At 54.6% G+C, this 21,708-nt stretch carries 20 protein-coding genes; 16 read left to right on the top strand and 4 right to left on the bottom strand.

Annotated features, from left to right (window positions below):
* Nucleotides 1-19: 19 nt before the first annotated feature.
* Nucleotides 20-670, bottom strand: coding sequence for a response regulator transcription factor RcsB (rcsB, locus tag OGX84_RS11230; RefSeq protein WP_001061917.1), 651 nt, complete (start codon nucleotides 668-670; stop codon nucleotides 20-22).
* 16 nt (nucleotides 671-686) lie between these two features.
* Nucleotides 687-3,356, bottom strand: coding sequence for a phosphotransferase RcsD (gene rcsD, locus OGX84_RS11225; protein ID WP_112001893.1), 2,670 nt, complete (start codon nucleotides 3,354-3,356; stop codon nucleotides 687-689).
* A gap of 740 nt (nucleotides 3,357-4,096) precedes the next feature.
* On the opposite strand from rcsD, the gene OGX84_RS11220 reads away from it, so the two are divergent.
* The 7 genes from OGX84_RS11220 (at nucleotide 4,097) to mqo (ending at nucleotide 13,430) form a co-directional block, all read left to right on the top strand.
* Nucleotides 4,097-5,224: a porin OmpC gene (locus OGX84_RS11220; protein WP_012131537.1), complete on the top strand. Its 1,128-nt coding sequence runs from the start codon at nucleotides 4,097-4,099 to the stop codon at nucleotides 5,222-5,224.
* A gap of 115 nt (nucleotides 5,225-5,339) precedes the next feature.
* Nucleotides 5,340-6,395 carry an FAD:protein FMN transferase ApbE gene (gene apbE / locus OGX84_RS11215; protein WP_112001894.1) on the top strand — a complete coding sequence of 352 codons (1,056 nt, stop codon included), beginning with the start codon at nucleotides 5,340-5,342 and terminating at the stop codon, nucleotides 6,393-6,395.
* 79 nt (nucleotides 6,396-6,474) lie between these two features.
* Nucleotides 6,475-7,539, top strand: a complete 1,065-nt coding sequence (gene ada / locus OGX84_RS11210) for a bifunctional DNA-binding transcriptional regulator/O6-methylguanine-DNA methyltransferase Ada (RefSeq protein WP_101744033.1) — start codon at nucleotides 6,475-6,477, stop codon at nucleotides 7,537-7,539.
* Complete coding sequence (alkB, locus tag OGX84_RS11205) at nucleotides 7,539-8,189, top strand: DNA oxidative demethylase AlkB (RefSeq protein WP_112001895.1); 651 nt, start codon at nucleotides 7,539-7,541, stop codon at nucleotides 8,187-8,189. Before ada ends, alkB begins: the two co-directional genes overlap by 1 nt.
* A 75-nt stretch (nucleotides 8,190-8,264) precedes the next feature.
* Nucleotides 8,265-9,908, top strand: a complete 1,644-nt coding sequence (locus tag OGX84_RS11200; protein WP_104868425.1) for a multidrug ABC transporter permease/ATP-binding protein — start codon at nucleotides 8,265-8,267, stop codon at nucleotides 9,906-9,908.
* Between the two features lie 179 nt (nucleotides 9,909-10,087).
* The gene (gene mgtE, locus OGX84_RS11195) at nucleotides 10,088-11,524 is read left to right on the top strand and encodes a magnesium transporter (protein WP_049009135.1); all 1,437 of its coding nucleotides are present in this window, start codon (nucleotides 10,088-10,090) and stop codon (nucleotides 11,522-11,524) included.
* Nucleotides 11,525-11,768: 244 nt separating this feature from the next.
* Nucleotides 11,769-13,430 (top strand): malate dehydrogenase (quinone), encoded by a 1,662-nt coding sequence (gene mqo, locus OGX84_RS11190; protein WP_112001896.1) that lies wholly within the window; start codon nucleotides 11,769-11,771, stop codon nucleotides 13,428-13,430.
* Nucleotides 13,431-13,531: 101 nt separating this feature from the next.
* Here mqo and eco read toward each other — a convergent pair whose 3' ends face one another.
* Nucleotides 13,532-14,029, bottom strand: coding sequence for a serine protease inhibitor ecotin (gene eco / locus OGX84_RS11185; protein WP_047463974.1), 498 nt, complete (start codon nucleotides 14,027-14,029; stop codon nucleotides 13,532-13,534).
* Between the two features lie 165 nt (nucleotides 14,030-14,194).
* Nucleotides 14,195-14,362 carry a protein YojO gene (gene yojO, locus OGX84_RS22810; protein WP_012131546.1) on the bottom strand — a complete coding sequence of 56 codons (168 nt, stop codon included), beginning with the start codon at nucleotides 14,360-14,362 and terminating at the stop codon, nucleotides 14,195-14,197.
* A gap of 77 nt (nucleotides 14,363-14,439) precedes the next feature.
* Between yojO and napF the strand changes: the two genes are divergently transcribed.
* The 9 genes from napF to ccmB are packed head-to-tail and all read left to right on the top strand — an operon-like array spanning nucleotide 14,440 to nucleotide 21,569.
* Entirely contained in the window at nucleotides 14,440-14,934 is a 495-nt protein-coding gene (gene napF, locus OGX84_RS11180; RefSeq protein WP_024130164.1) for a ferredoxin-type protein NapF, read from the top strand.
* Entirely contained in the window at nucleotides 14,921-15,187 is a 267-nt protein-coding gene (napD, locus tag OGX84_RS11175) for a chaperone NapD (protein ID WP_012131547.1), read from the top strand. The genes napF and napD overlap by 14 nt, the downstream gene beginning before the upstream one ends.
* Nucleotides 15,184-17,670 (top strand): nitrate reductase catalytic subunit NapA, encoded by a 2,487-nt coding sequence (napA, locus tag OGX84_RS11170; protein WP_012131548.1) that lies wholly within the window; start codon nucleotides 15,184-15,186, stop codon nucleotides 17,668-17,670. The genes napD and napA overlap by 4 nt, the downstream gene beginning before the upstream one ends.
* Before the next feature lie 6 nt (nucleotides 17,671-17,676).
* Nucleotides 17,677-18,372 carry a ferredoxin-type protein NapG gene (gene napG, locus OGX84_RS11165; protein WP_058667724.1) on the top strand — a complete coding sequence of 232 codons (696 nt, stop codon included), beginning with the start codon at nucleotides 17,677-17,679 and terminating at the stop codon, nucleotides 18,370-18,372.
* Nucleotides 18,359-19,222, top strand: a complete 864-nt coding sequence (gene napH / locus OGX84_RS11160; RefSeq protein ID WP_047462425.1) for a quinol dehydrogenase ferredoxin subunit NapH — start codon at nucleotides 18,359-18,361, stop codon at nucleotides 19,220-19,222. Before napG ends, napH begins: the two co-directional genes overlap by 14 nt.
* On the top strand, nucleotides 19,219-19,668 hold the full coding sequence (gene napB / locus OGX84_RS11155; RefSeq protein ID WP_024130166.1) for a nitrate reductase cytochrome c-type subunit: 450 nt from the start codon (nucleotides 19,219-19,221) through the stop codon (nucleotides 19,666-19,668). Before napH ends, napB begins: the two co-directional genes overlap by 4 nt.
* A 9-nt stretch (nucleotides 19,669-19,677) precedes the next feature.
* Complete coding sequence (napC, locus tag OGX84_RS11150) at nucleotides 19,678-20,280, top strand: cytochrome c-type protein NapC (protein ID WP_012131552.1); 603 nt, start codon at nucleotides 19,678-19,680, stop codon at nucleotides 20,278-20,280.
* Between the two features lie 6 nt (nucleotides 20,281-20,286).
* Complete coding sequence (ccmA, locus tag OGX84_RS11145) at nucleotides 20,287-20,913, top strand: cytochrome c biogenesis heme-transporting ATPase CcmA (RefSeq protein WP_101724221.1); 627 nt, start codon at nucleotides 20,287-20,289, stop codon at nucleotides 20,911-20,913.
* The gene (gene ccmB, locus OGX84_RS11140) at nucleotides 20,910-21,569 is read left to right on the top strand and encodes a heme exporter protein CcmB (RefSeq protein ID WP_012131555.1); all 660 of its coding nucleotides are present in this window, start codon (nucleotides 20,910-20,912) and stop codon (nucleotides 21,567-21,569) included. The genes ccmA and ccmB overlap by 4 nt, the downstream gene beginning before the upstream one ends.
* Nucleotides 21,570-21,708: the final 139 nt, after the last annotated feature.

Here is a 21,708-nt window from a genome sequence, read left to right as displayed (position 1 = left end):
TCAGGCACCTGACGTTTGATCAGTCTTTGTCCGCCGGGCTCAGCGTGACGGAAGAGAGGTAATTCAGCAGCGCGATATCGTTTTCGACGCCCAGCTTCATCATCGCCGATTTTTTCTGGCTACTGATGGTCTTAATGCTGCGGTTCAGTTTCTTGGCGATTTCCGTCACCAGGAAACCTTCTGCGAACAGACGCAGGACTTCACTCTCTTTCGGGGACAGACGTTTGTCGCCATAACCGCCCGCGCTGATTTTCTCCAGCAGGCGGGAGACGCTTTCCGGGGTAAACTTCTTGCCCTTTTGCAGCGCGGCCAGCGCTTTAGGCAAGTCAGTCGGCGCGCCTTGTTTCAGCACAATCCCCTCAATGTCGAGATCCAGCACCGCGCTCAGAATTGCCGGGTTGTTGTTCATCGTCAGAACGATGATCGACAGGCTCGGGAAATGACGTTTAATGTATTTGATGAGGGTAATCCCGTCACCGTATTTATCTCCCGGCATGGAGAGGTCGGTAATCAACACATGCGCATCTAATTTAGGCAGGTTGTTGATCAGTGCTGTGGAATCTTCAAACTCGCCGACAACATTCACCCACTCGATTTGTTCAAGTGATTTGCGAATACCGAACAGTACAATCGGATGGTCATCGGCAATAATTACGTTCATATTGTTCATGTATTGGGCTACCTTGCTACAGCAAGCTCTTGACGTAGCTGTCAATGTCGCTGATGTATTTTTCTATACCTGGAGCATCTTTCTCACGAATAAGATGTTCCAGCGTTTCACATAACTGCTTGCCGGGTACCAGATTAAGCATAGCAAACACGCCTTTCAGGCGGTGGGCTGTCTGCGCCAGCGCAGTGAAATCACTGGTCGCTGCCTCAGTATACAACCTCTTAACATCATCCGGTACTGTGTCTACAAAGAGTGCGTAATAACCGCTGGCATGAAGTTCGGCGTTTTCATCTCCGCCGAGGGGCGACTCTGGAATCTCTTCCTGCGCCAGTTGCTCTTCTATCAGTTGTAGTACAGCTTCCTGCATAGCGTTGCTCATATTAAAGTTGACGCGCAGTTGGCCAGGACCCATTTTCCGCACGCCTGACTCATCATCGCTTAAAAGCAAGCCGGAGGCAGTAAGATTAGACGGATTATCAGTTAAAAAGAGATCATATTCTTGACTTATTTGCCGATCATCCGGCGTGATGCAGGTGGCTCCCCAGTTTTCCAGTTGACGCAACACAATATTGCGCACGTCATTAGAGGTGACGTCAACCATTACGCAAACGTCATCCAGCAAGCGCTCTTCATCATTTACATGTTGGTCATGCGGGGTCATTTTAACATGTACGGTATAGCGCGTCCCCAGCGCATCGCGTGCTTTAATATTCAGATGCCCGCCGAGCTTACGCGCCAGCTGATCGCACAACCAGAAGGTTAACGGATTCGCTTTCCCGTAGCGGTCGCTTTGCGTTTCATTGATATACGGGAAATGGAGATTGTCGATCTCATTGAGCGTCACGCCTTCGCCGGTATCCAGAATGCGGAAGGTCAGGCGTTCTTCAGCCGACTCATCCTGATCGACTTCCAGCGTGATTTTCCCAATCTGCGTGGTTGTGACCGCGTACTGGATCAGCAACAGCAGAATGCGGCGTAGGGCGTCACGGTCGCCACGGCGTTCATCGTTGGCGCTAAGGTGGTTTTTGATCAGCAGTTGCAGACCCTTGCGCTTAATCGCAGGCAGAACGTCCGGCACCACTTCGTCAATCAGATCCTGAATGGAGAACAGCGTCGGCTCGCTTTTCCAGGTATCATTCTCCAGAATATTCGCCAACTGAATTTCATCTATCATACGCACCAGAACATCCGCCTGGTTCGCCAGCTTCTGGCTTTCCGGCGTGTCTGCGGCAGCGGCGTTGATCGCCAGTATCCGCACGGGTTCTTTCAGGGCATTGCCAATATTTTGCATAAACGCGGCGCGGCCCTGCTGGTTTTTCTCATACAGACGCTGCGCCTGCCTGAGCTTTTTGTTCACCAGCACTTCCCGGTCCTGATCGCGAATAATAAAGATCTGCGTGCGAGGGGCGACCTGGCTGCGGAACAGGCGAATTTCATACAGCTCGTTATTGATCGTCGCCTGAATGATGCCCTGATGCTGCTCTGCCATGCTGGTGATGTTTTGCAGATTTAAATGCGGCAGCAAATGGTCGGCGATTTTATTGCTGATGACGGTGCGATTGGCCTCCTGGTCATGCACCAGCAGCCCCAGCGGCAGCAGGGAAACGATCTCTTCATTAATCGCGCGCAGAATACGCAGTTCATTATTTGCGGTATTGCTTGTCGCCACTTCCGTTGAACGGCCAGGCTGGTGGCGGAAGGTGGTGTAGCCAAACAGCGCCAGCGCAAGCAGGCCGATATTCAACAGTAACGGCAGCAGGATATTTTGCAGCGTATCAAGCAATAGCGTGCCGAAAGGAACCTGCCAGACCAGCCGCATATCGGTTGAGTTCAGCGCGGAAGAAATCTCAATTTTGGCGCTGTTGAAGCTGATGCTGACGCTGTCTGGAGACTCTTTCTCCGTATTACGTACCGTCGTGGTTGAGGAGTCGGGTTCCAGGCGGAAGCTGTCCAGCGGCATTCCCGGCGGGATCAGGTCGTTGATCGGCAAATCGAACGCCACAACCGTTGCCAGATGCCCCGGCTGATTAAAAGTGGTGCGCAGCGTAAAGTAATGGCCGTTTTGCCACGCCAGACGACGTAACGAAGAGAAGCTTTCGCGTTCATCCAGCGCATTCGCCTGTTGCAGCATCTCCGCCCGACGGGAATCGACAATATTGCCAATCGCAGACTCTTTAAAGCCGGAGGAGAGATCCTTGAGCGGCAGGGTGGAGATGAGAATCAGGCTGTTGTCCTGCCCGTTCAGATAATACATCGACCAGGGCACGTTCTCCGCGCCCCACAGCGTATCAAGATAGGTGGAAATCCGCTGGGTCATTTCCAGCGTTGAGCTGTCATGCGAGCCAAAAATAAGCGCTTCGGTCTTACGGCGCGGTTTTTCAAGGTAGTAGACGTCTTGTTTCAGACGCGTTTCCTGCAAGCCCTCGCTCGTGGATGGGCTAGCCGTTGCGGCAATGTTGTCATAGATTTGCCAGGTCACGTAGCGCCAGGTGTCTACGCGCTTATGAATAGCATGGGTGATATCGACAATCTGATAGCTCTTGTCTTTCAGCCAGGCGTTGACCGCGCTTTGCACCATCACGCCCATCGTTACAAGTAACACAATGATCAGTAATAAGAAGAAACGGGTAATGCTTCCCGGCAGAAGGGAGAATCGGGTAGAAACCGTTGTATCAGACTGACTCATTCGTGTTTATGACCTGTTAAAACAACGCTAAAGAGGAAAGGGCAGTATAAAGGGTACTGTGTGAATTTCCATACTCTCGCTCATCAGACACACTGCATTTTTCCGCCCGAGCCGTGAAGGCGTTTCCCTAAGCAAAACGTGTACAGCGTTGGCGCAGATGTATAAATATAAACACAATGAAATAAAATTTAGCACTAAATAACAAGAAATTATTTGTTGGCATGACTGGTGATTATCACGAGGGGGGTAGTAAACCGTTGTGATTATTTAAATCCGGTAGCACAAGAAGATAAAATTTGTGTAAAGAAGGGTAAAAAAAAACCGAATGCGAGGCATCCGGTTGAAATAGGGGTAAACAGACATTCAGAAATGAATGACGGTAATAAATAAAGTTAATGATGATAGCGCTGACTATTTTAGTTGCGAGTGAAGATTTTGTTTTATCATTCAGTGCTATGATTTTCATGAATATAATGCATTGAATTATAATGAAAAATAAATATGTTTTGATGATTCGTGCTTATTTGTCCCATTTTTTGCTTTTAAAAAAGTTCCATGCCATTAATAATTTGAAACACCTATGGCGATAAATGAAACATTTTAAAGATTTTAGTATCATATCCGTGTTGGATTATTCTGCATTTTTGCGGAGAATGAAATTGCCGACTGGTTAAGAGGGTTAATCAGTATGCAGTGGCAATAAAAAAGCAAATAAAGGCATATAACAGAGGGTTAATAACATGAAAGTTAAAGTACTGTCCCTCCTGGTACCGGCTCTGCTGGTAGCAGGCGCAGCAAATGCGGCTGAAGTTTATAACAAAGACGGCAACAAATTGGACCTGTTCGGTAAAGTCGACGGTCTGCACTATTTCTCTGATGACGATGGCAACGACGGCGATCAGACCTATATGCGTCTCGGCTTCAAAGGCGAAACCCAGGTTAACGATCAGATCACCGGCTACGGTCAGTGGGAATATCAGATTCAGGGTAACGACGCTGAAACCACTAACAACTCCTGGACCCGTGTGGCGTTTGCTGGTGTGAAATTTGGCGATGCAGGTTCCTTCGACTACGGTCGTAACTACGGCGTAATCTACGATGTAACGGCCTGGACCGACGTTCTGCCGGAATTCGGCGGCGACACCTACGGCGCGGATAACTTCATGCAGCAGCGTGCTAACGGCCTGGCAACCTACCGTAATACTGACTTCTTCGGTCTGGTTGAAGGTCTGAATTTTGCGTTGCAGTATCAGGGTAAAAACGGCAGCGCCAGCGGTGAAAACGACGTTGCGGATGGTCGTAGCCTGCTGAAACAGAACGGCGACGGCTTCGGCGGATCTCTGACCTATGATATCGGCGAAGGCTTCAGCGTTGGTGGTGCAATCACCTCTTCCAAACGTACTGCTGACCAGAATTCGGCTGGCGTATACGGCAGCGGCGATCGTGCGACTGTTTATACCGGTGGTCTGAAATACGACGCTAACAACGTTTACCTGGCAGCGCAGTACTCTCAGACTTACAACGCAACCCGCTTTGGTTCTTCCCAGAACAGCCGTAGCGACTCTTATGGCTTCGCTGATAAAGCGCAAAACTTCGAAGTGGTTGCACAGTACCAGTTCGACTTCGGTCTGCGTCCGTCCGTGGCTTACCTGCAATCTAAAGGTAAGGACATCTCCAACGGCACCACCAACTACGGCGATCAGGATATCCTGAAATACGTTGATGTTGGCGCGACCTACTACTTCAACAAAAACATGTCTACCTACGTTGATTACAAAATCAACCTGCTGGATGACAACACCTTTACCCGTAACGCGGGTATCAGCACTGATGACATCGTTGCTCTGGGCCTGGTTTACCAGTTCTGATTGCGGACAATGTCAACTAAAGGGCCTGCGGGCCCTTTTTTAATGCGTTTTTTACGGCGTACAAATAGCGATTTTTGGTGTACTCTTGCGCGCGTTCGCATGAGGATAATCACGTATGGAAATGACCTTTTGTCGGGCAGCGCTGCTGGCCGCGACGATCTTTTTTGTGGGGTGCGATGATGCCCCAAAACCGGCTGATACAGCGTCACCCGCTGCAACCGTACTGGAAGGGAAAACGATGGGCACTTTCTGGCGGGTCAGCGTGGTGGATGTGGACGCCAGCCGTGCTGAGGAATTACGTAACAGAATTCAGACGCAGCTTGATGCCGACGATCAGCTGTTGTCCACGTACAAAAATGACTCGGCGCTGATGCGCTTCAACCATTCGCAAAGTCTTTCTCCCTGGCCAGTTAGCGAAGCAATGGCCGATATCATTACCTCGGCGCTGCGCATTGGCGCGAAAACCGATGGCGCGATGGATATTACCGTGGGGCCGCTGGTGAATCTGTGGGGGTTCGGCCCGGAGCAACAGCCGCTACATGTTCCCACACAGCCGCAGATTGACAGCGCAAAAGCAAAGACCGGGCTGCAACATCTGCGGGTCATCAATCAGGAGCGACAGCAATATCTGCAAAAAGATCTGCCGGATCTGTTCGTCGATCTCTCAACCGTGGGGGAAGGGTATGCGGCCGATCATCTGGCGCGCTTGATGGAACAGGAAGGCATTGCCCGCTATCTGGTCTCCGTCGGCGGCGCCCTGAACAGTCGCGGCATGAATGCGCAGGGGCAACCCTGGCGTGTGGCGATCCAAAAACCGACCGATCAAGAAAACGCGGTGCAGGCAATTGTCGATATTAACGGGCATGGCATCAGCACCTCCGGCAGCTACCGTAACTATTACGAACTGGACGGGAAGCGCCTGTCTCACGTCATTGATCCGCAGACCGGGCGTCCCATAGAACACAATCTGGTCTCCGTGACGGTTATCGCCCCGACGGCGCTGGAAGCGGACGGCTGGGATACCGGGTTGATGGTGCTCGGCACGGAAAAGGCCAAAGAGGTGGTGCGCCGGGAAGGGCTGGCGGTGTACATGATCATGAAAGAGGGCGAGGGGTTTAAAACCTGGATGTCGCCGCAGTTCAAAAGCTTCCTCGTGAGTGATAAAAATTAAAAAGCAAGATTTCGGGTTTTCGTGCGCTGACTTACGGACACACTGAGACTAAGCACTATGCTTAATGAAGGAGTCCATGATGAAAAATCTCTCACGCATAAACGACGATGCACGCTGGCAGTCGGTGCTGGATCGCGATCCTGACGCCGATGGTCAGTTTGTTTTTGCGGTACAGACCACCGGCATCTTTTGCCGACCGTCCTGTCGGGCAAAACACGCGTTGCGGCAAAACGTTCGTTTCTTTGCCAGTGCGGAGCAGGCGCTGGCCGCAGGATTCCGCCCCTGCAAACGCTGCCAGCCAGACAAAGACAACGCCCGACAGCATCAGCTGGATAAAATCACGCACGCCTGCCGTTTACTGGAACAGGATGCCCCCATCACGCTGGACGCCCTGGCGCAGCAGGTGGCAATGAGCCCATTTCATCTGCACCGGTTGTTCAAAGCCACGACGGGAATGACGCCAAAAGCCTGGCAGCAATCCTGGCGCGCCCGCCGTCTGCGCGATGCGCTGGCGAAAGGAGAGACGGTAACGCAGGCGATCCTGAACGCCGGTTTTCCCGACAGCGGCAGTTACTATCGCAAAGCGGATGAGACGCTCGGCATGACGGCGAAGCAGTTTCGTAAGGGCGGCGATAATCTCCCCGTTCGCTATGCCCTCGCGGATTGTGCGCTGGGACGCTGCCTGGTTGCGGAGAGCGAGCGAGGAATCTGTGCGATTTTGCTGGGCGATGATGATGCCGGGCTTATTGCCAGCCTGCATGAACTGTTTCCCGCCGCGCAGGATGAACCCGCTGATCGCCCTTTCCAGCAGCGCGTGCGCCAGGTTATCGCCAGTATTAATGCACGCGATATGCCGCTGTCACTGCCGTTAGATATTCAGGGCACCGCGTTCCAGCAGCAGGTCTGGCAGGCGCTGCGCACGATTCCCTGTGGGGAAACCGTCAGCTATCAGCAGATAGCCAGCGCAATCGGCAAGCCGAAGGCGGTTCGTGCCGTTGCCAGCGCCTGCGGGGCAAATAAACTGGCGATTGTGATCCCGTGCCATCGGGTGGTGCGCGGCGACGGCGCGCTATCGGGTTATCGTTGGGGCGTGGCGCGCAAGGCGCAGCTTCTGCAACGAGAGGCGCGACATGAGGATAAATGATGCTGGACTTATTTGCGGATGCTGAACCCTGGCAAGAGCCGCTGGCGTCCGGCGCGGTTATCTTGCGCCGTTTCGCCTTTCGCGAGGCGCCATCGCTGATTGAGGCCATCGCGGTGGTCGCCGCGCAGTCGCCATTTCGCCAGATGGTGACGCCCGGCGGCTATACCATGTCGGTGGCGATGACAAATTGCGGTCAGCTCGGCTGGACGACGGATCAACACGGATATCTCTATTCTCCCGTCGATCCGTTAACCGGGCGGCGCTGGCCGCCGCTGCCTGAGGTCTTTACCAGCCTGTGTCATCGCGCGGCGATCGCGGCGGGCTATGCTGATTTTCAGCCGGATGCCTGTCTTATCAATCGCTATGCGCCCGGCTCAAAGTTGTCGTTGCATCAGGATAAAGACGAACCGGATCTGCGCGCGCCGATTGTGTCGGTTTCTTTGGGCCTTCCGGCCATTTTTCAGTTTGGCGGCCTGCGTCGTAACGATCCGTTAAAACGCCTTTTGCTGGAGCACGGCGATGTGGTGGTCTGGGGCGGTGAATCGCGGCTGTTTTACCACGGCATACAACCGCTTAAAGCGGGCTTTCATCCGCTGACGGCGGACTGTCGTTACAACCTGACGTTTCGCCAGGCGGGTAAAAAAGAATAAAAATAAGAATTATTATTGCTGTCGGCGTTGAGATGTTTAAACTGCGGGCTGTTATTCCTTGCCCGGGTTGTATGAATGGAACTACTTCTTCTTGTCTGGCGGCAGTATCGCTGGCCATTTATCAGCGTGATGGCGCTCAGCCTCGCCAGCGCTGCGCTGGGGATTGGCCTGATTGCCTTTATCAATCAGCGCCTCATCGAAACGGTGGATACCACGCTGATGGTGCTGCCGGAATTTCTCGCGCTGCTGCTTTTACTGATGGCGGTGACGCTGGGCTCCCAACTGGCCTTAACCGCGTTAGGGCACCATTTTGTCTATCGCCTGCGCAGCGAATTTATCAAACGTATTCTGGACACGCAGGTTGAGCGCATCGAACAACTGGGCAGCGCCTCGCTGCTGGCAGGGTTAACCAGTGATATCCGCAACATCACGATCGCGTTCGTGCGCCTGCCGGAGCTGGTTCAGGGGATCATCCTGACGGTGGGTTCCGCCGCGTATCTGGCGATGTTATCCACCAAAATGCTGCTGGTGACGGCAATCTGGATGGCAATCACCATCTGGGGCGGGTTTGTGCTGGTGGCGCGCGTGTATAAGCACATGGCGACGCTGCGCGAAACGGAAGATAAGCTGTATCAGGATTTTCAGACGGTGCTGGAAGGGCGCAAAGAGCTGACCCTGAACCGTGAGCGCGCGGAACATATCTTTAACCATTCGTATATCCCGGATGCGAAAGAGTATCGCCACCATATTATTCGCGCCGATACGTTCCACCTGAGCGCCGTTAACTGGTCAAACATTATGATGCTGGGCGCGATTGGTCTGGTGTTCTGGATGGCGAACAGCCTGGGCTGGGCGGATACCAACGTGGCGGCGACCTATTCGCTGACGCTGCTGTTCCTGCGCACGCCGCTGCTCTCTGCGGTTGGCGCGTTGCCGACGCTGCTCACCGCGCAGGTGGCTTTCAACAAGCTGAATAAATTTTCGCTGGCGCCGTTTAAAGCGGAATTTCCTCGTCCTGACGCCTTTCCTGACTGGAAAACGCTGGAGTTACGCAATGTCGTTTTCCATTATCAGGATAATGCGTTTTCAGTCGGGCCGATCAACCTGACCATCCAGCGCGGGGAACTGCTGTTTCTGATTGGCGGCAATGGCAGCGGGAAATCGACGCTGGCGATGCTGCTGACGGGGCTGTACCAGCCTCAGTCAGGCGAAATTTTACTGGATGGCAAAACGCTTTCCGCAGAGCGTCCTGAGGACTACCGGAAACTCTTTTCCGCTGTGTTTACCGATGTCTGGCTGTTTGATCAACTGCTGGGGCCGGAAGGCAAACCGGCCAAAGCGGAACTGGTGGAAAAGTGGCTTGAGCAACTGAAAATGGCGCACAAGCTGGAGCTGCGCGATGGCCGGATTCTGAACCTGAAGCTGTCGAAAGGGCAGAAAAAGCGCGTGGCGTTGCTGCTGGCGCTGGCGGAGGAGCGTGACATCATTCTGCTGGATGAATGGGCCGCCGATCAGGACCCGCATTTCCGCCGTGAATTTTATCAGGTGCTGCTGCCGCTGATGCAGGAGATGGGCAAAACCATCTTTGCGATCAGTCATGACGATCATTACTTTATTCACGCCGATCGCCTGCTGGAGATGCGTAACGGGCAGTTGAGTGAGCTGGTCGGCGATGAACGCGACGCCGCCTCCCGCGATGCGGTTGCGCGTACCGCCTGATCCTGTAGGCCGGATAAGGCGTAGCCGCATCCGGCCTGGTTGCCCGATGGCGCGACGCTTATCGGGCCTGCCATTCCCTGCATGATGCTGATTTTTTGTCCATTCGCGGCGCCGTTTATTGTTATTTATATAACCTCACGCCATGCTTAATGGCATCTCATTTCATGGATTTATAATTAATGTCCGCAATGACCAAAAACAGCGCCAGACTGCGCGATGAAGAGCGTGCGCGTCTTATCTGGCTGCTCACCACCGATAAAGCGATTATTTCCGCCCTGTCAGGCAAGCTCACCCTGGCTGAGCAATATGATGTCGGTACGCTGGCCGACGATATTGCTGAGGTAGGGGCGCTGGTGGCTCACCTGCCGCCGCCGGACCTGGCGGATACCCTTGAAGCGCTGCCTTCCGAAGAACGTCATGCCTTATGGCGGCTGGTCGAGAATGAAAAACGCGGCAAAGTGCTGCTGGAAGCGTCCGAAAACGTCTGGGATGACCTGATTGATGAAATGACCGACCGCGCGCTGTTGGACGCGCTGCAATACCTCGACATTGACGAACAGATTTATCTCGTTCAGCACCTGCCGCGTAACCTCACCGGGCGACTGCTGGCGACGCTGCCGCCGGAGGAGCGCGCCCGCGTCCGTCAGGTTATGCACTACGAGAAGAATCGCGTCGGGGCGATCATGGAGTTCGAGGTCATCACCGTGCGCCCGGACGTGACGCTGGAGGTGGTGCAGCGCTATTTACGCCGTCTGGGAAAAATGCCGGAAAACACCGACAAACTCTTTGTAACGAACCGGAATAAAATACTGGTCGGCGAGCTGTCTCTGACGCGTATTCTGCTCAGTGACGCGCAGCGTAAAGTCAGCGACGTGATGGATGACGATCCGCTGACCTTTGCCCCGGAAGATATCTCTGAGAATGCGGCGCGCACCTTTGAACGTGACAACCTGGTCAGCGCCGCCGTGATCGATCCTTCCGGCAAACTGATGGGACGCCTGACCATCGATGAGATCGTTGATGTGGTCTACGAAGAAACCGACACCGATCTGCGTCGCATGGGGGGCCTGAGCGCCGAAGAAGATGTCTTTGCGCCCGTCGCCAAAGCGGTAAAAACCCGTTGGGCATGGCTGGCGATAAACCTGTGCACGGCGTTTATCGCCTCCCGGGTGATCGACGGCTTTGAACACACGATCTCGCAACTGGTGGCGCTGGCTTCTCTCATGCCGATTGTCGCCGGGATTGGCGGCAATACCGGGAATCAAACCATTACTATGATTGTTCGCGCGCTGGCGCTGCAAAATATTCAGCCCGGCAACCTGACCTTTCTCATTTTGCGTGAAATGGGGGTGGCGCTGGTCAACGGTCTTGTCTGGGGCGGCATCATGGGCGGCGTGACCTGGTGGCTCTACGACGATATCGCCCTTGGCGGCGTTATGACGCTGGCGATGGTGCTGAATTTACTGGTGGCGGCGCTGATGGGCGTGATCATCCCGATGACGATGGTAAAGCTCGGGCGTGACCCGGCGGTCGGCTCAAGCGTGATGATTACCGCCATTACCGATACCGGCGGTTTCTTTATTTTTCTGGGGCTGGCGACGGTATTTCTGCTTTAACCGCCTGATTACGCCTGATCATCCGTAGCAGCGAAAGCATGGCGATTAGCGATGCGGGAATGCTGTTGCCCCGTTAATTGTCAATAACCTTATAAATATTCAACGTATTACTAACGTTTTTAAAATCTTAATATAATTTATAAACAATATTTAAATCTTTTACCTGAAGTGTTAACGTTGATGCCGCTCGATTTTCACCTGCAAAAAGCAAAAAAAACGATACTAAAAGTAAGGCATTAACATTATGAAAAAAGTGACTGCCATGCTCTTCACCATGGCTGTGGGGCTGAATGCTGTCTCGATGGCGGCAAAAGCGAAAGCGACTGAAGAGCAGGAAACGGATGTACTGTTGATTGGCGGCGGCATCATGAGCGCCACGTTGGGAACCTATTTGCAGGAGCTGGAACCGGAGTGGTCAATGACCATGGTTGAGCGACTGGATGGGGTTGCACAGGAGAGTTCCAACGGCTGGAACAACGCCGGAACAGGCCACTCCGCGCTGATGGAACTGAACTACACGCCGAAAAAAGCCGATGGTTCCGTCAGCATCGAAAAGGCAGTCGACATTAACGAAGCCTTCCAGGTTTCCCGCCAGTTCTGGGCGCATCAGGTACAGAGCGGCGTTCTGCACGAACCACACTCGTTTATCAATACCGTTCCGCACATGAGCTTTGTCTGGGGCGATGATAACGTCAATTTCCTGCGCGCCCGCTATACCGCGTTGCAGCAGAGCACGCTGTTCCGCGGTATGCGTTACTCCGAAGATCATGCGCAAATTAAAGAGTGGGCGCCGCTGGTCATGGAAGGTCGCGACCCGAAACAGAAGGTTGCCGCGACCCGCACTGAAATCGGTACTGACGTGAACTACGGGGAAATCACGCGTCAGCTGGTGGCATCGTTGCAGAAAAAACCGAACTTTGCGCTGCAACTGAATACCGAAGTCCGTGGATTTAAACGTAACGCGGATAATTCCTGGACCGTGACCGTCGCCGATCTGAAAAACGGTGAAGCGGAACATGCGATTAAGGCGAAATTTGTCTTTATCGGCGCGGGTGGCGCGGCGCTGAAGCTGTTGCAGGAGACGGGCATTCCTGAAGCGAAAGATTACGCGGGATTCCCGGTTGGCGGCCAGTTCCTGGTTTCAGAGAACCCGGATGTGGTTAACAACCACCTGGCGAAGGTATACGGCCAGGCGTCGGTCGGCGCACCGCCGATGTCCGTACCGCACATCGATACCCGTATCCTGGATGGCAAACGCGTCGTGCTGTTTGGGCCGTTCGCGACGTTCTCCACGAAGTTCCTGAAAAACGGTTCGCTGTGGGATCTGCTGAGTTCGACCACGACCTCTAACTTTATGCCGATGGTTAACGTAGGGATGGATAACTTCGATCTGGTGAAATACCTGATTAGCCAGGTGATGCTGAGCGATGATGAACGCTTTGAAGCGCTGAAAGAGTACTATCCGCAGGCGAAGAAAGAAGACTGGCGTTTGTGGCAGGCGGGCCAGCGCGTGCAGATCATCAAGCGTGATGAAGACAAGGGCGGCGTACTGCGTCTGGGCACTGAAGTGGTCAGCGACAAAGACGGTACGATTGCCGCGCTGCTGGGCGCGTCTCCGGGGGCATCCACTGCTGCGCCGATCATGCTGCATCTGATGGAAAAAGTGTTTAAAGAGAAAGTGGCCAGCCCGGAATGGCAGGCGAAGCTGAAAACGATTGTTCCGTCTTACGGGACTAAGCTGAACGGCAATATTGAGGCCACGGAACAAGAGCTGCAATACACCAGCGACGTTCTGGGGCTGAAATATGACAAGCCGCAGGTGGTGGACGAAGCGCCAAAACCGCAGCTTAAGCCGCAGGCTCAACCGCAGCCGGCGCATAAAGCTGTCGCGGATATCGCGCTGTAAAAACGTATTGCGGCATGCCGGATGGCGCTGCACTTATCCGGCCTACAACGAGCATTATGTAGGCCAGATAGGCGGTACGCCGCCATCCGGCAAAACGTTCCTTAACGCGTCACTGCGTCCTGTACTTTATCTTCCGCTTTCCAGATACGGTATTTCACCTCCACGTTAGCCGGGGTGTACACCACGATCGGCAGCTTGCTGTTATAACGCACCATTCCGGCATCGCCCAGATAGGCCGTCACAAACTTCTGCTCTTTCTTGCCATCCGGGCAGGCCATCATGGTAGAAACCGGGGAGGTTACTTTATCAAAGACGTAGTAGTCGTAACCCCAGCCTTCCAGCGTTTTGCTCGCCAGTTCGCCGCCAAGACGGTGATGGTTGCAATCCACTTCCAGCGTCTGGCCGATCAGCAGTTCCACTTTCAGGGTAGACTCATCTTCCTGGGGAGTAAGCTGGATAACCTGGCGCTTCATCCCTTTTTCCGCTTTCGGATACGGCGCGATTTTTTCCAGAGGTTGCGTACTGGCATCGCTGGTCGCCGCCCATGCGGAGGTACTGGCGAAAGCCGCTAACAGTACGGCAGGTACAATTGTCTTCATTTTCGAGTTCACAGCGTTTCCTTTCTTCTGTCTTCTGAACGATTCCCGGCAGGTTAACACATTCATATTGGCTATTAATCTAAATTTACTTATATTTTAAGATGGTTAATTGAATGTTTACTTGTTTGATAGCGATATATTCCATTTTATACATGTTAAATAGGATTATTCTCCATTTAAGCCTTTCGTTATATACTTATTGATATAACCCTTTGAAATGTGAACAAAAGCACATTCAGATACGCTAACCCCACACTCTTTTGATCCGGCGACAGCATTTACCCCAATCGGGGTATGCACCTCTAACACATCCTGAAATATCTTACCGATCATAATAATGACTTAGTGGTAGTGCGGTTTATTTAGTCGTTCACCTTCCGGTGTGAGCGTCGTGATGGAAGGGCGATGTCATGGTTGATCTATCCCGTCGAGGAATACTGACAGGCAGTTGGCGCAAAGCCAACAGCGGGCTCCGTCCGCCCTGGTCTGGGGACGAATCACACTTCCTGACGCACTGCATCCGTTGTGACGCCTGCATTCAGGCATGTGAAACCGACATTTTACAGCGGGGGCAAGGCGGCTATCCGGGCGTTAATTTTAAGCAGGGTGAATGCAGCTTTTGTTATGCCTGCGCGCAAGCCTGTCCTGAATCACTCTTCCTTCCGCGCCACACCAGGGCCTGGGATCTGAACTTTACGATTGGGCAGAATTGTCTGGCGTATCAGTCCGTTGAGTGTCATCGCTGCCAGGATAGCTGCGAACCACTGGCGATAACGTTTCGCCCCACGCTGTCAGGCATTTATCAGCCGCAACTCGACAATCAGGCATGCAGCGGATGCGGGGCGTGTGTCGCTATTTGCCCGACATCAGCGATCAATGCGGAGTACAACCATGCAGCACAGTAACTGGCAGGTCTGTAGCCTGGTCGTCCAGGCCAAAAGTCAGCACATCACCGACATTAGCACACAATTGCACCAGTTTCCGGGCTGTGAAGTCGCGCTGAGCGATGTCGACAGCGGTCAGTTGATCGTGGTGGTGGAAGCAGAACACAGCGGAACGCTGATGCAAACAATTGAGTCGGTACGCAACGTTGCGGGCGTGCTGGCGGTGTCGCTGGTTTATCACCAGCAGGATGAGCAAGGTGAGGAAACACCATGAAACTCAGTCGTCGTAGCTTTATGAAAGCTAACGCCGTTGCGGCCGCTGCGGCGGCTGCCGGGCTAAGCGTGCCGGGCGTCGCCCGCGCAGTGGTTGGTCAGCAGGAAGCCATCAAATGGGACAAAGCCCCGTGCCGTTTTTGCGGAACGGGTTGCGGCGTGCTGGTCGGTACTCAGCAGGGCCGTATTGTGGCCTGTCAGGGCGATCCTGATGCGCCGGTCAACCGTGGCCTTAACTGCATTAAGGGCTACTTCCTGCCCAAGATCATGTATGGCAAAGATCGTTTAACGCAGCCGATGCTGCGCATGAAAGACGGCCAGTACAACAAAGAAGGCGAATTTACCCCAATCAGTTGGGATCAGGCCTTCGATGTGATGGAAGAGAAATTTAAGGCCTCCCTGAAAGAAAAAGGGCCGGAAGCGATTGGTATGTTTGGTTCCGGGCAGTGGACGGTCTGGGAAGGTTATGCCGCCGCGAAGCTGTTCAAAGCCGGTTTCCGTTCCAACAATATCGACCCGAACGCGCGCCACTGCATGGCGTCGGCGGTGGTGGGCTTCATGCGTACTTTTGGTATGGATGAGCCGATGGGGTGCTACGACGATATCGAACAAGCCGACGCCTTTGTGCTATGGGGCTCTAACATGGCGGAGATGCACCCGATCCTGTGGTCGCGCATCACCAACCGCCGTCTGTCCGATCCGAACGTTAATGTCGCGGTTCTCTCAACCTTCCAGCATCGTAGCTTTGAGCTGGCGGATAACGGCATCGTCTTTACGCCGCAAAGCGATCTGGTGATCCTCAACTATATCGCCAATTACATCATTCAAAACAATGCGATAAATCAGGATTTCTTCAGCAAATACGTCAACCTGCGTAAAGGGACGACCGACATCGGTTATGGCCTGCGTCCAACGCACCCGCTGGAAAAAGCGGCGAAGAATCCGGGCTCCGACGCCTCTGAGCCGATGAGCTTCGACGAGTACAAAGCGTTTGTCGCGGAGTACACGCTGGAGAAAACCGCAGAAATGACCGGCGTGCCGAAAGATCAGCTGGAGCAGCTGGCGCAGCTGTATGCCGATCCGAAGAAAAAAGTGATCTCCTACTGGACGATGGGCTTTAACCAGCATACGCGTGGCGTATGGGCCAACAACCTGGTGTATAACCTGCACCTGTTGACCGGCAAGATCTCCCAGCCAGGCTGTGGTCCGTTCTCCCTGACCGGTCAGCCTTCCGCCTGTGGTACGGCGCGTGAAGTTGGGACATTCTCCCACCGCCTGCCTGCGGACATGGTGGTCACTAATGAAAAACACCGTGATATCTGCGAAAAACACTGGCAGATCCCAACGGGCACCATCCCGGCGAAAATCGGTCTGCACGCCGTAGCGCAGGATCGTGCGCTGAAAGACGGCAAGCTGAACGTCTACTGGGTGATGTGCAACAACAACATGCAGGCCGGGCCGAACATCAACGAAGAGCGTATGCCGGGCTGGCGCGATCCGCGTAACTTCGTCATCGTCTCCGATCCGTACCCGACCGTCAGCGCGCTGGCCGCTGACCTGATTCTGCCAACGGCGATGTGGGTGGAGAAAGAAGGGGCCTACGGTAACGCTGAGCGTCGTACCCAGTTCTGGCGTCAACAAATTAAAGCGCCGGGTGAAGCGAAATCAGACCTGTGGCAGCTGGTGCAGTTCGCTCGTCGTTTCAAAACGGAAGAGGTCTGGCCGGAAGATCTGTTGGCGCAAAAACCAGAACTGCGCGGCAAAACCCTCTACGACGTTCTGTTTGCCACGCCTGCGGTCAGCAAATTCCCGCTGACCGATCTGGCGGAAGACCAGCTGAACGATGAATCCCGTGAGCTGGGTTTCTACCTGCAAAAAGGGCTGTTTGAAGAGTACGCCTGGTTTGGTCGCGGACACGGCCACGATCTCGCGCCGTTCGATGATTATCACAAAGCGCGCGGTCTGCGCTGGCCGGTGGTTGACGGTAAAGAGACCCAGTGGCGTTACAGCGAAGGCCATGACCCGTATGTCAAAGCGGGAGAAGGCTACAAGTTTTACGGTAAGCCGGACGGCAAAGCGGTGATTTTCGCCCTGCCGTTTGAACCCGCCGCGGAAGCGCCGGATAAAGAGTATGACCTGTGGCTCTCTACCGGTCGCGTACTGGAGCACTGGCACACCGGCAGCATGACGCGCCGCGTGCCTGAGCTGCATCGCGCCTTCCCGGAAGCGGTGCTCTTTATTCATCCGCTGGACGCGAAAACGCGCGACCTGCGCCGTGGCGATAAGGTCAAAGTCATCTCCCGCCGTGGGGAAGTGATTTCGGTTGTCGAAACGCGCGGGCGTAACCGTCCGCCGCAGGGACTGGTGTACATGCCGTTCTTCGACGCCGCACAGCTGGTGAACAACCTGACGCTGGATGCGACGGACCCGCTCTCTAAAGAGACGGATTTCAAGAAGTGCGCCGTCAAACTGGCGAAGGTGTAACACACCATGTCCCGGTCAGCGAAACCCCAAAATGGCCGCCGCCGCTTTTTGCGCGATATGGTTCGCACGGCAGGCGGGCTGGCTGCCGTTGGCGTAGCGCTGGGGTTACAGCAGCAAACCGCTCGCGCAACGGGCGTGCGGTTGCGCCCGCCGGGGGCATTGGGTGAAGACGCGTTCGCCAGCGCCTGCGTGCGCTGCGGGCAGTGCGTTCAGGCATGTCCGTATGACACCCTGAAGCTGGCGACGCTGGCTTCGGGTTTGTCTGCCGGTACGCCTTACTTTGTCGCCCGCGATATTCCCTGCGAAATGTGTGAAGACATTCCATGCGCCAAAGTTTGCCCCAGTGGGGCGTTGGATCGAGAGATCGAATCCATTGACGATGCGCGCATGGGGCTGGCGGTACTGCTGGACCAGGAGAACTGCCTTAACTTCCAGGGACTGCGCTGCGACGTTTGTTATCGCGAGTGCCCAAAAATCGATGAGGCGATCACGCTGGAGCTGGATCGCAATATGCGTACCGGCAAACATGCGCGCTTTCTTCCCACCGTTCACAGCGACGCCTGCACCGGCTGCGGTAAGTGCGAAAAAGTCTGTGTGCTGGAACAACCGGCGATAAAAGTGTTACCGCTGTCGCTGGCGAAAGGGGAGTTGGGGCACCACTACCGCTTCGGCTGGCTGGAGGGGAAAGATGGCAAATCGTAAACGCGATGCCGGGCGCGAAGCGCGAGCGAAAAAAGGCTGGTGGCGCAGCCATCGCTGGCTGGTTTTGCGGCGGATAAGCCAGTTTCTGGTGCTGGGAATGTTTCTCAGTGGCCCGTGGGCGGGCGTCTGGATTTTGCACGGTAACTACAGCAGTAGCTTGTTGCTGGATACCATTCCTTTAACCGACCCGCTGATAACGTTGCAAAGCCTTGCCAGCGGGCATTTACCGGCCGCCGTTGCGCTGACCGGCGCCGCCATTATTACGGTGCTGTATGCCCTGGCAGGAAAGCGATTATTTTGCAGTTGGGTCTGTCCGCTGAACCCAATTACCGATTTTGCGAACTGGCTACGCAGAAGGTTTGACCTGAATCAGTCCGCAACGATTCCGCGTCATATACGGTACGTCCTTCTGGTTGTCGTGCTGGTGGGATCGGCGCTAACCGGAACGCTACTGTGGGAATGGATAAACCCGGTTTCCCTGCTGGGGCGTAGCCTGGTGATGGGATTCGGTAGCGGTGCACTGCTGATTATCGCTCTGTTTTTATTTGATTTACTGGTCGTTGAACACGGCTGGTGCGGACATATCTGCCCTTTGGGCGCGTTGTATGGCGTGCTGGGAAGTAAAGGCGCGCTAACGGTGGCGGCGAAAGATCGCGAGAAATGTAACCGCTGTATGGATTGTTTTCATGTTTGCCCGGAACCGCACGTCCTGCGTGCGCCGGTGCTGGATGAGCAAAGCCCGGTGCAGGTCACCAGCCGCGATTGCATGACGTGCGGTCGCTGCGTGGATGTCTGTTCTGAGGACGTATTTACAATAACAACACGATGGAGTTCGGGAGCGAAATCATGAAAAGCCATGACCTGAAGAAAGCGCTGTGTCAATGGACGGCCCTGCTTGCCCTGGTGGTGAGTGGTGCGGTTTGGGCAGCAAACGGAGTGGATCTGAGCCAGTCGCCGGAAGTTTCGGGGACGCAGGAAGGGGCGATTCGCATGCCGAAAGAGCAGGAACGTATGCCGCTGAACTATGTTAATCAGCCGCCGATGATCCCGCATAGCGTTGAAGGTTATCAGGTAACGACCAATACCAACCGCTGCCTGCAATGTCATGGTGTGGAAAGCTACCGTACGACCGGCGCGCCGCGTATTAGCCCAACGCACTTTATGGACAGCGACGGCAAAGTTTTAGGCGAAGTCGCGCCGCGTCGTTACTTCTGTTTGCAGTGCCATGTGCCGCAGGCGGATGCCGCGCCGATCGTGGGTAATACCTTTACCCCGTCGAAAGGTTACGGGAAATAAGAGGTCATTATGGAAAATTCTAACCGTAAACCTGGCGTGATTAAGCGGGTCTGGCAATGGTGGCGTCGCCCCAGTCGCCTGGCGATCGGCACGTTGCTGTTAATCGGTTTTGTTGGCGGCATTATTTTCTGGGGCGGTTTCAACACCGGGATGGAAAAGGCCAACACCGAAGAGTTCTGTATCAGCTGCCACGAAATGCGCAACACCGTCTATCAGGAATACATGGAAACCGTGCACTACAACAACCGCAGCGGTGTTCGCGCCACCTGTCCTGACTGTCACGTTCCGCACGAGTGGGGCCCGAAAATGATCCGTAAGATCAAGGCCAGTAAAGAGCTGTACGGGAAGGTGTTCGGCATTATCGATACTCCGCAGAAGTTTGAAGATCACCGCCTGACAATGGCGCAGAGCGAGTGGCGACGGATGAAAGACACCAATTCGCGGGAGTGCCGTAACTGCCACAACTTCGAATTTATGGATCTCACCGCTCAGAAAGGCGTTGCCGCCAAAATGCACGACCAGGCAGTGAAAGAGGGGCAAACCTGTATCGACTGCCACAAAGGGATTGCGCATAAACTCCCGGATATGCGCGAAGTGAAACCGGGCTTTTAATAATGAGTGGGTATGCTTGAAGCCAGAGAACTGCTCTGCGAGCGGGATGACAGAATACTGTTCAGTGGGCTGTCGTTTCGCGTGAACGCAGGGGAATGGGTACAAATTACCGGGGGCAACGGCGCGGGGAAAACCACCCTTTTGCGGTTGCTCACCGGGCTGGCGCGCCCCGACGCAGGGGAAGTGTGCTGGCAAGAGCAGGCGTTGCACCGCGTGCGCGACAGCTACCATCAAAATCTGTTGTGGATTGGACATCAGCCGGGGATTAAAACCCGGCTTTCGGCGTTGGAGAACCTGCGCTTTTTCCACCATGACGGCGATACGGCGCAGTGTCTGGCCGCGCTGGCGCAGGCGGGGCTGGCCGGATACGAAGACATCCCCGTCAACCAGCTTTCCGCTGGACAGCAACGGCGTGTGGCGCTGGCGCGTCTGTGGCTAACCCGCGCGACGCTCTGGATCCTCGACGAGCCGTTTACCGCCATTGATGTCAATGGCGTTGAGCGTCTGACGCAGCGCATGGCTGAACATACACAGCAGGGCGGGATCGTCATCCTCACCACGCACCAGCCGCTGAATGTCGCGACTGACAAAATACGGCGCATCGCGCTGACCGGCGAGAGGGTAGCGCAATGATGTGGCAAATCTTTCGTCTTGAGCTGCGCGTGGCGTTTCGTCATAGCGCGGAAATCGCTAACCCGCTGTGGTTCTTTCTGATTGTTATCACGCTTTTCCCGCTGAGCATTGGCCCGGAGCCGCAGCTGCTGGCGCGCATTGTTCCCGGCATTATCTGGGTGGCGGCGTTGCTCTCCTCGCTGCTGGCGCTGGAGCGTCTGTTTCGCGATGATTTACAGGACGGCAGTCTGGAGCAACTGATGCTCCTGCCGCTGCCGTTACCGGCGGTGGTGCTGGCGAAAGTGATGGCGCACTGGGTGGTGACCGGCCTGCCGCTGCTGATCCTCTCTCCGCTGGTGGCGTTATTGCTGGGAATGGATATGTACGGCTGGCAAATCATGGCGCTGACTCTGCTGCTTGGTACGCCGACCCTGAGTTTTCTTGGCGCGCCGGGCGTGGGGTTAACGGTGGGCCTGAAGCGCGGCGGCGTATTGCTGAGCGTGCTGGTGCTGCCGCTGACCATTCCGTTACTGATTTTCGCCACTGCGGCGATGGATGCGGCCTCCATGCATTTGCCCGTTGAGGGATATATGGCGATTTTGGGCGCGTTGCTGGCGGGCAGCGCAACGTTAAGCCCTTTTGCTACGGCGGCAGCGTTACGTATCAGCATGCAGTAGCGCGGTCTTTGACTGGCGACAAACTGTAGGATGCCGGATGACGTTACGCTTATCAGGAAAGTCTGTAGGTCTGATAAGGCGTCTTTGCCGTCATCCGGCATAACTGAAGTTTCATTCGTTTTGATTGAATCTGGTGACT

The organism is Citrobacter sp. CK202, from assembly GCF_030333225.1.
Lineage (GTDB): Bacteria > Pseudomonadota > Gammaproteobacteria > Enterobacterales > Enterobacteriaceae > Citrobacter_B > Citrobacter_B koseri.
Note: the sequence above shows the minus strand (reverse complement) of the source record. Positions and strands in the feature narration are given on the sequence as shown.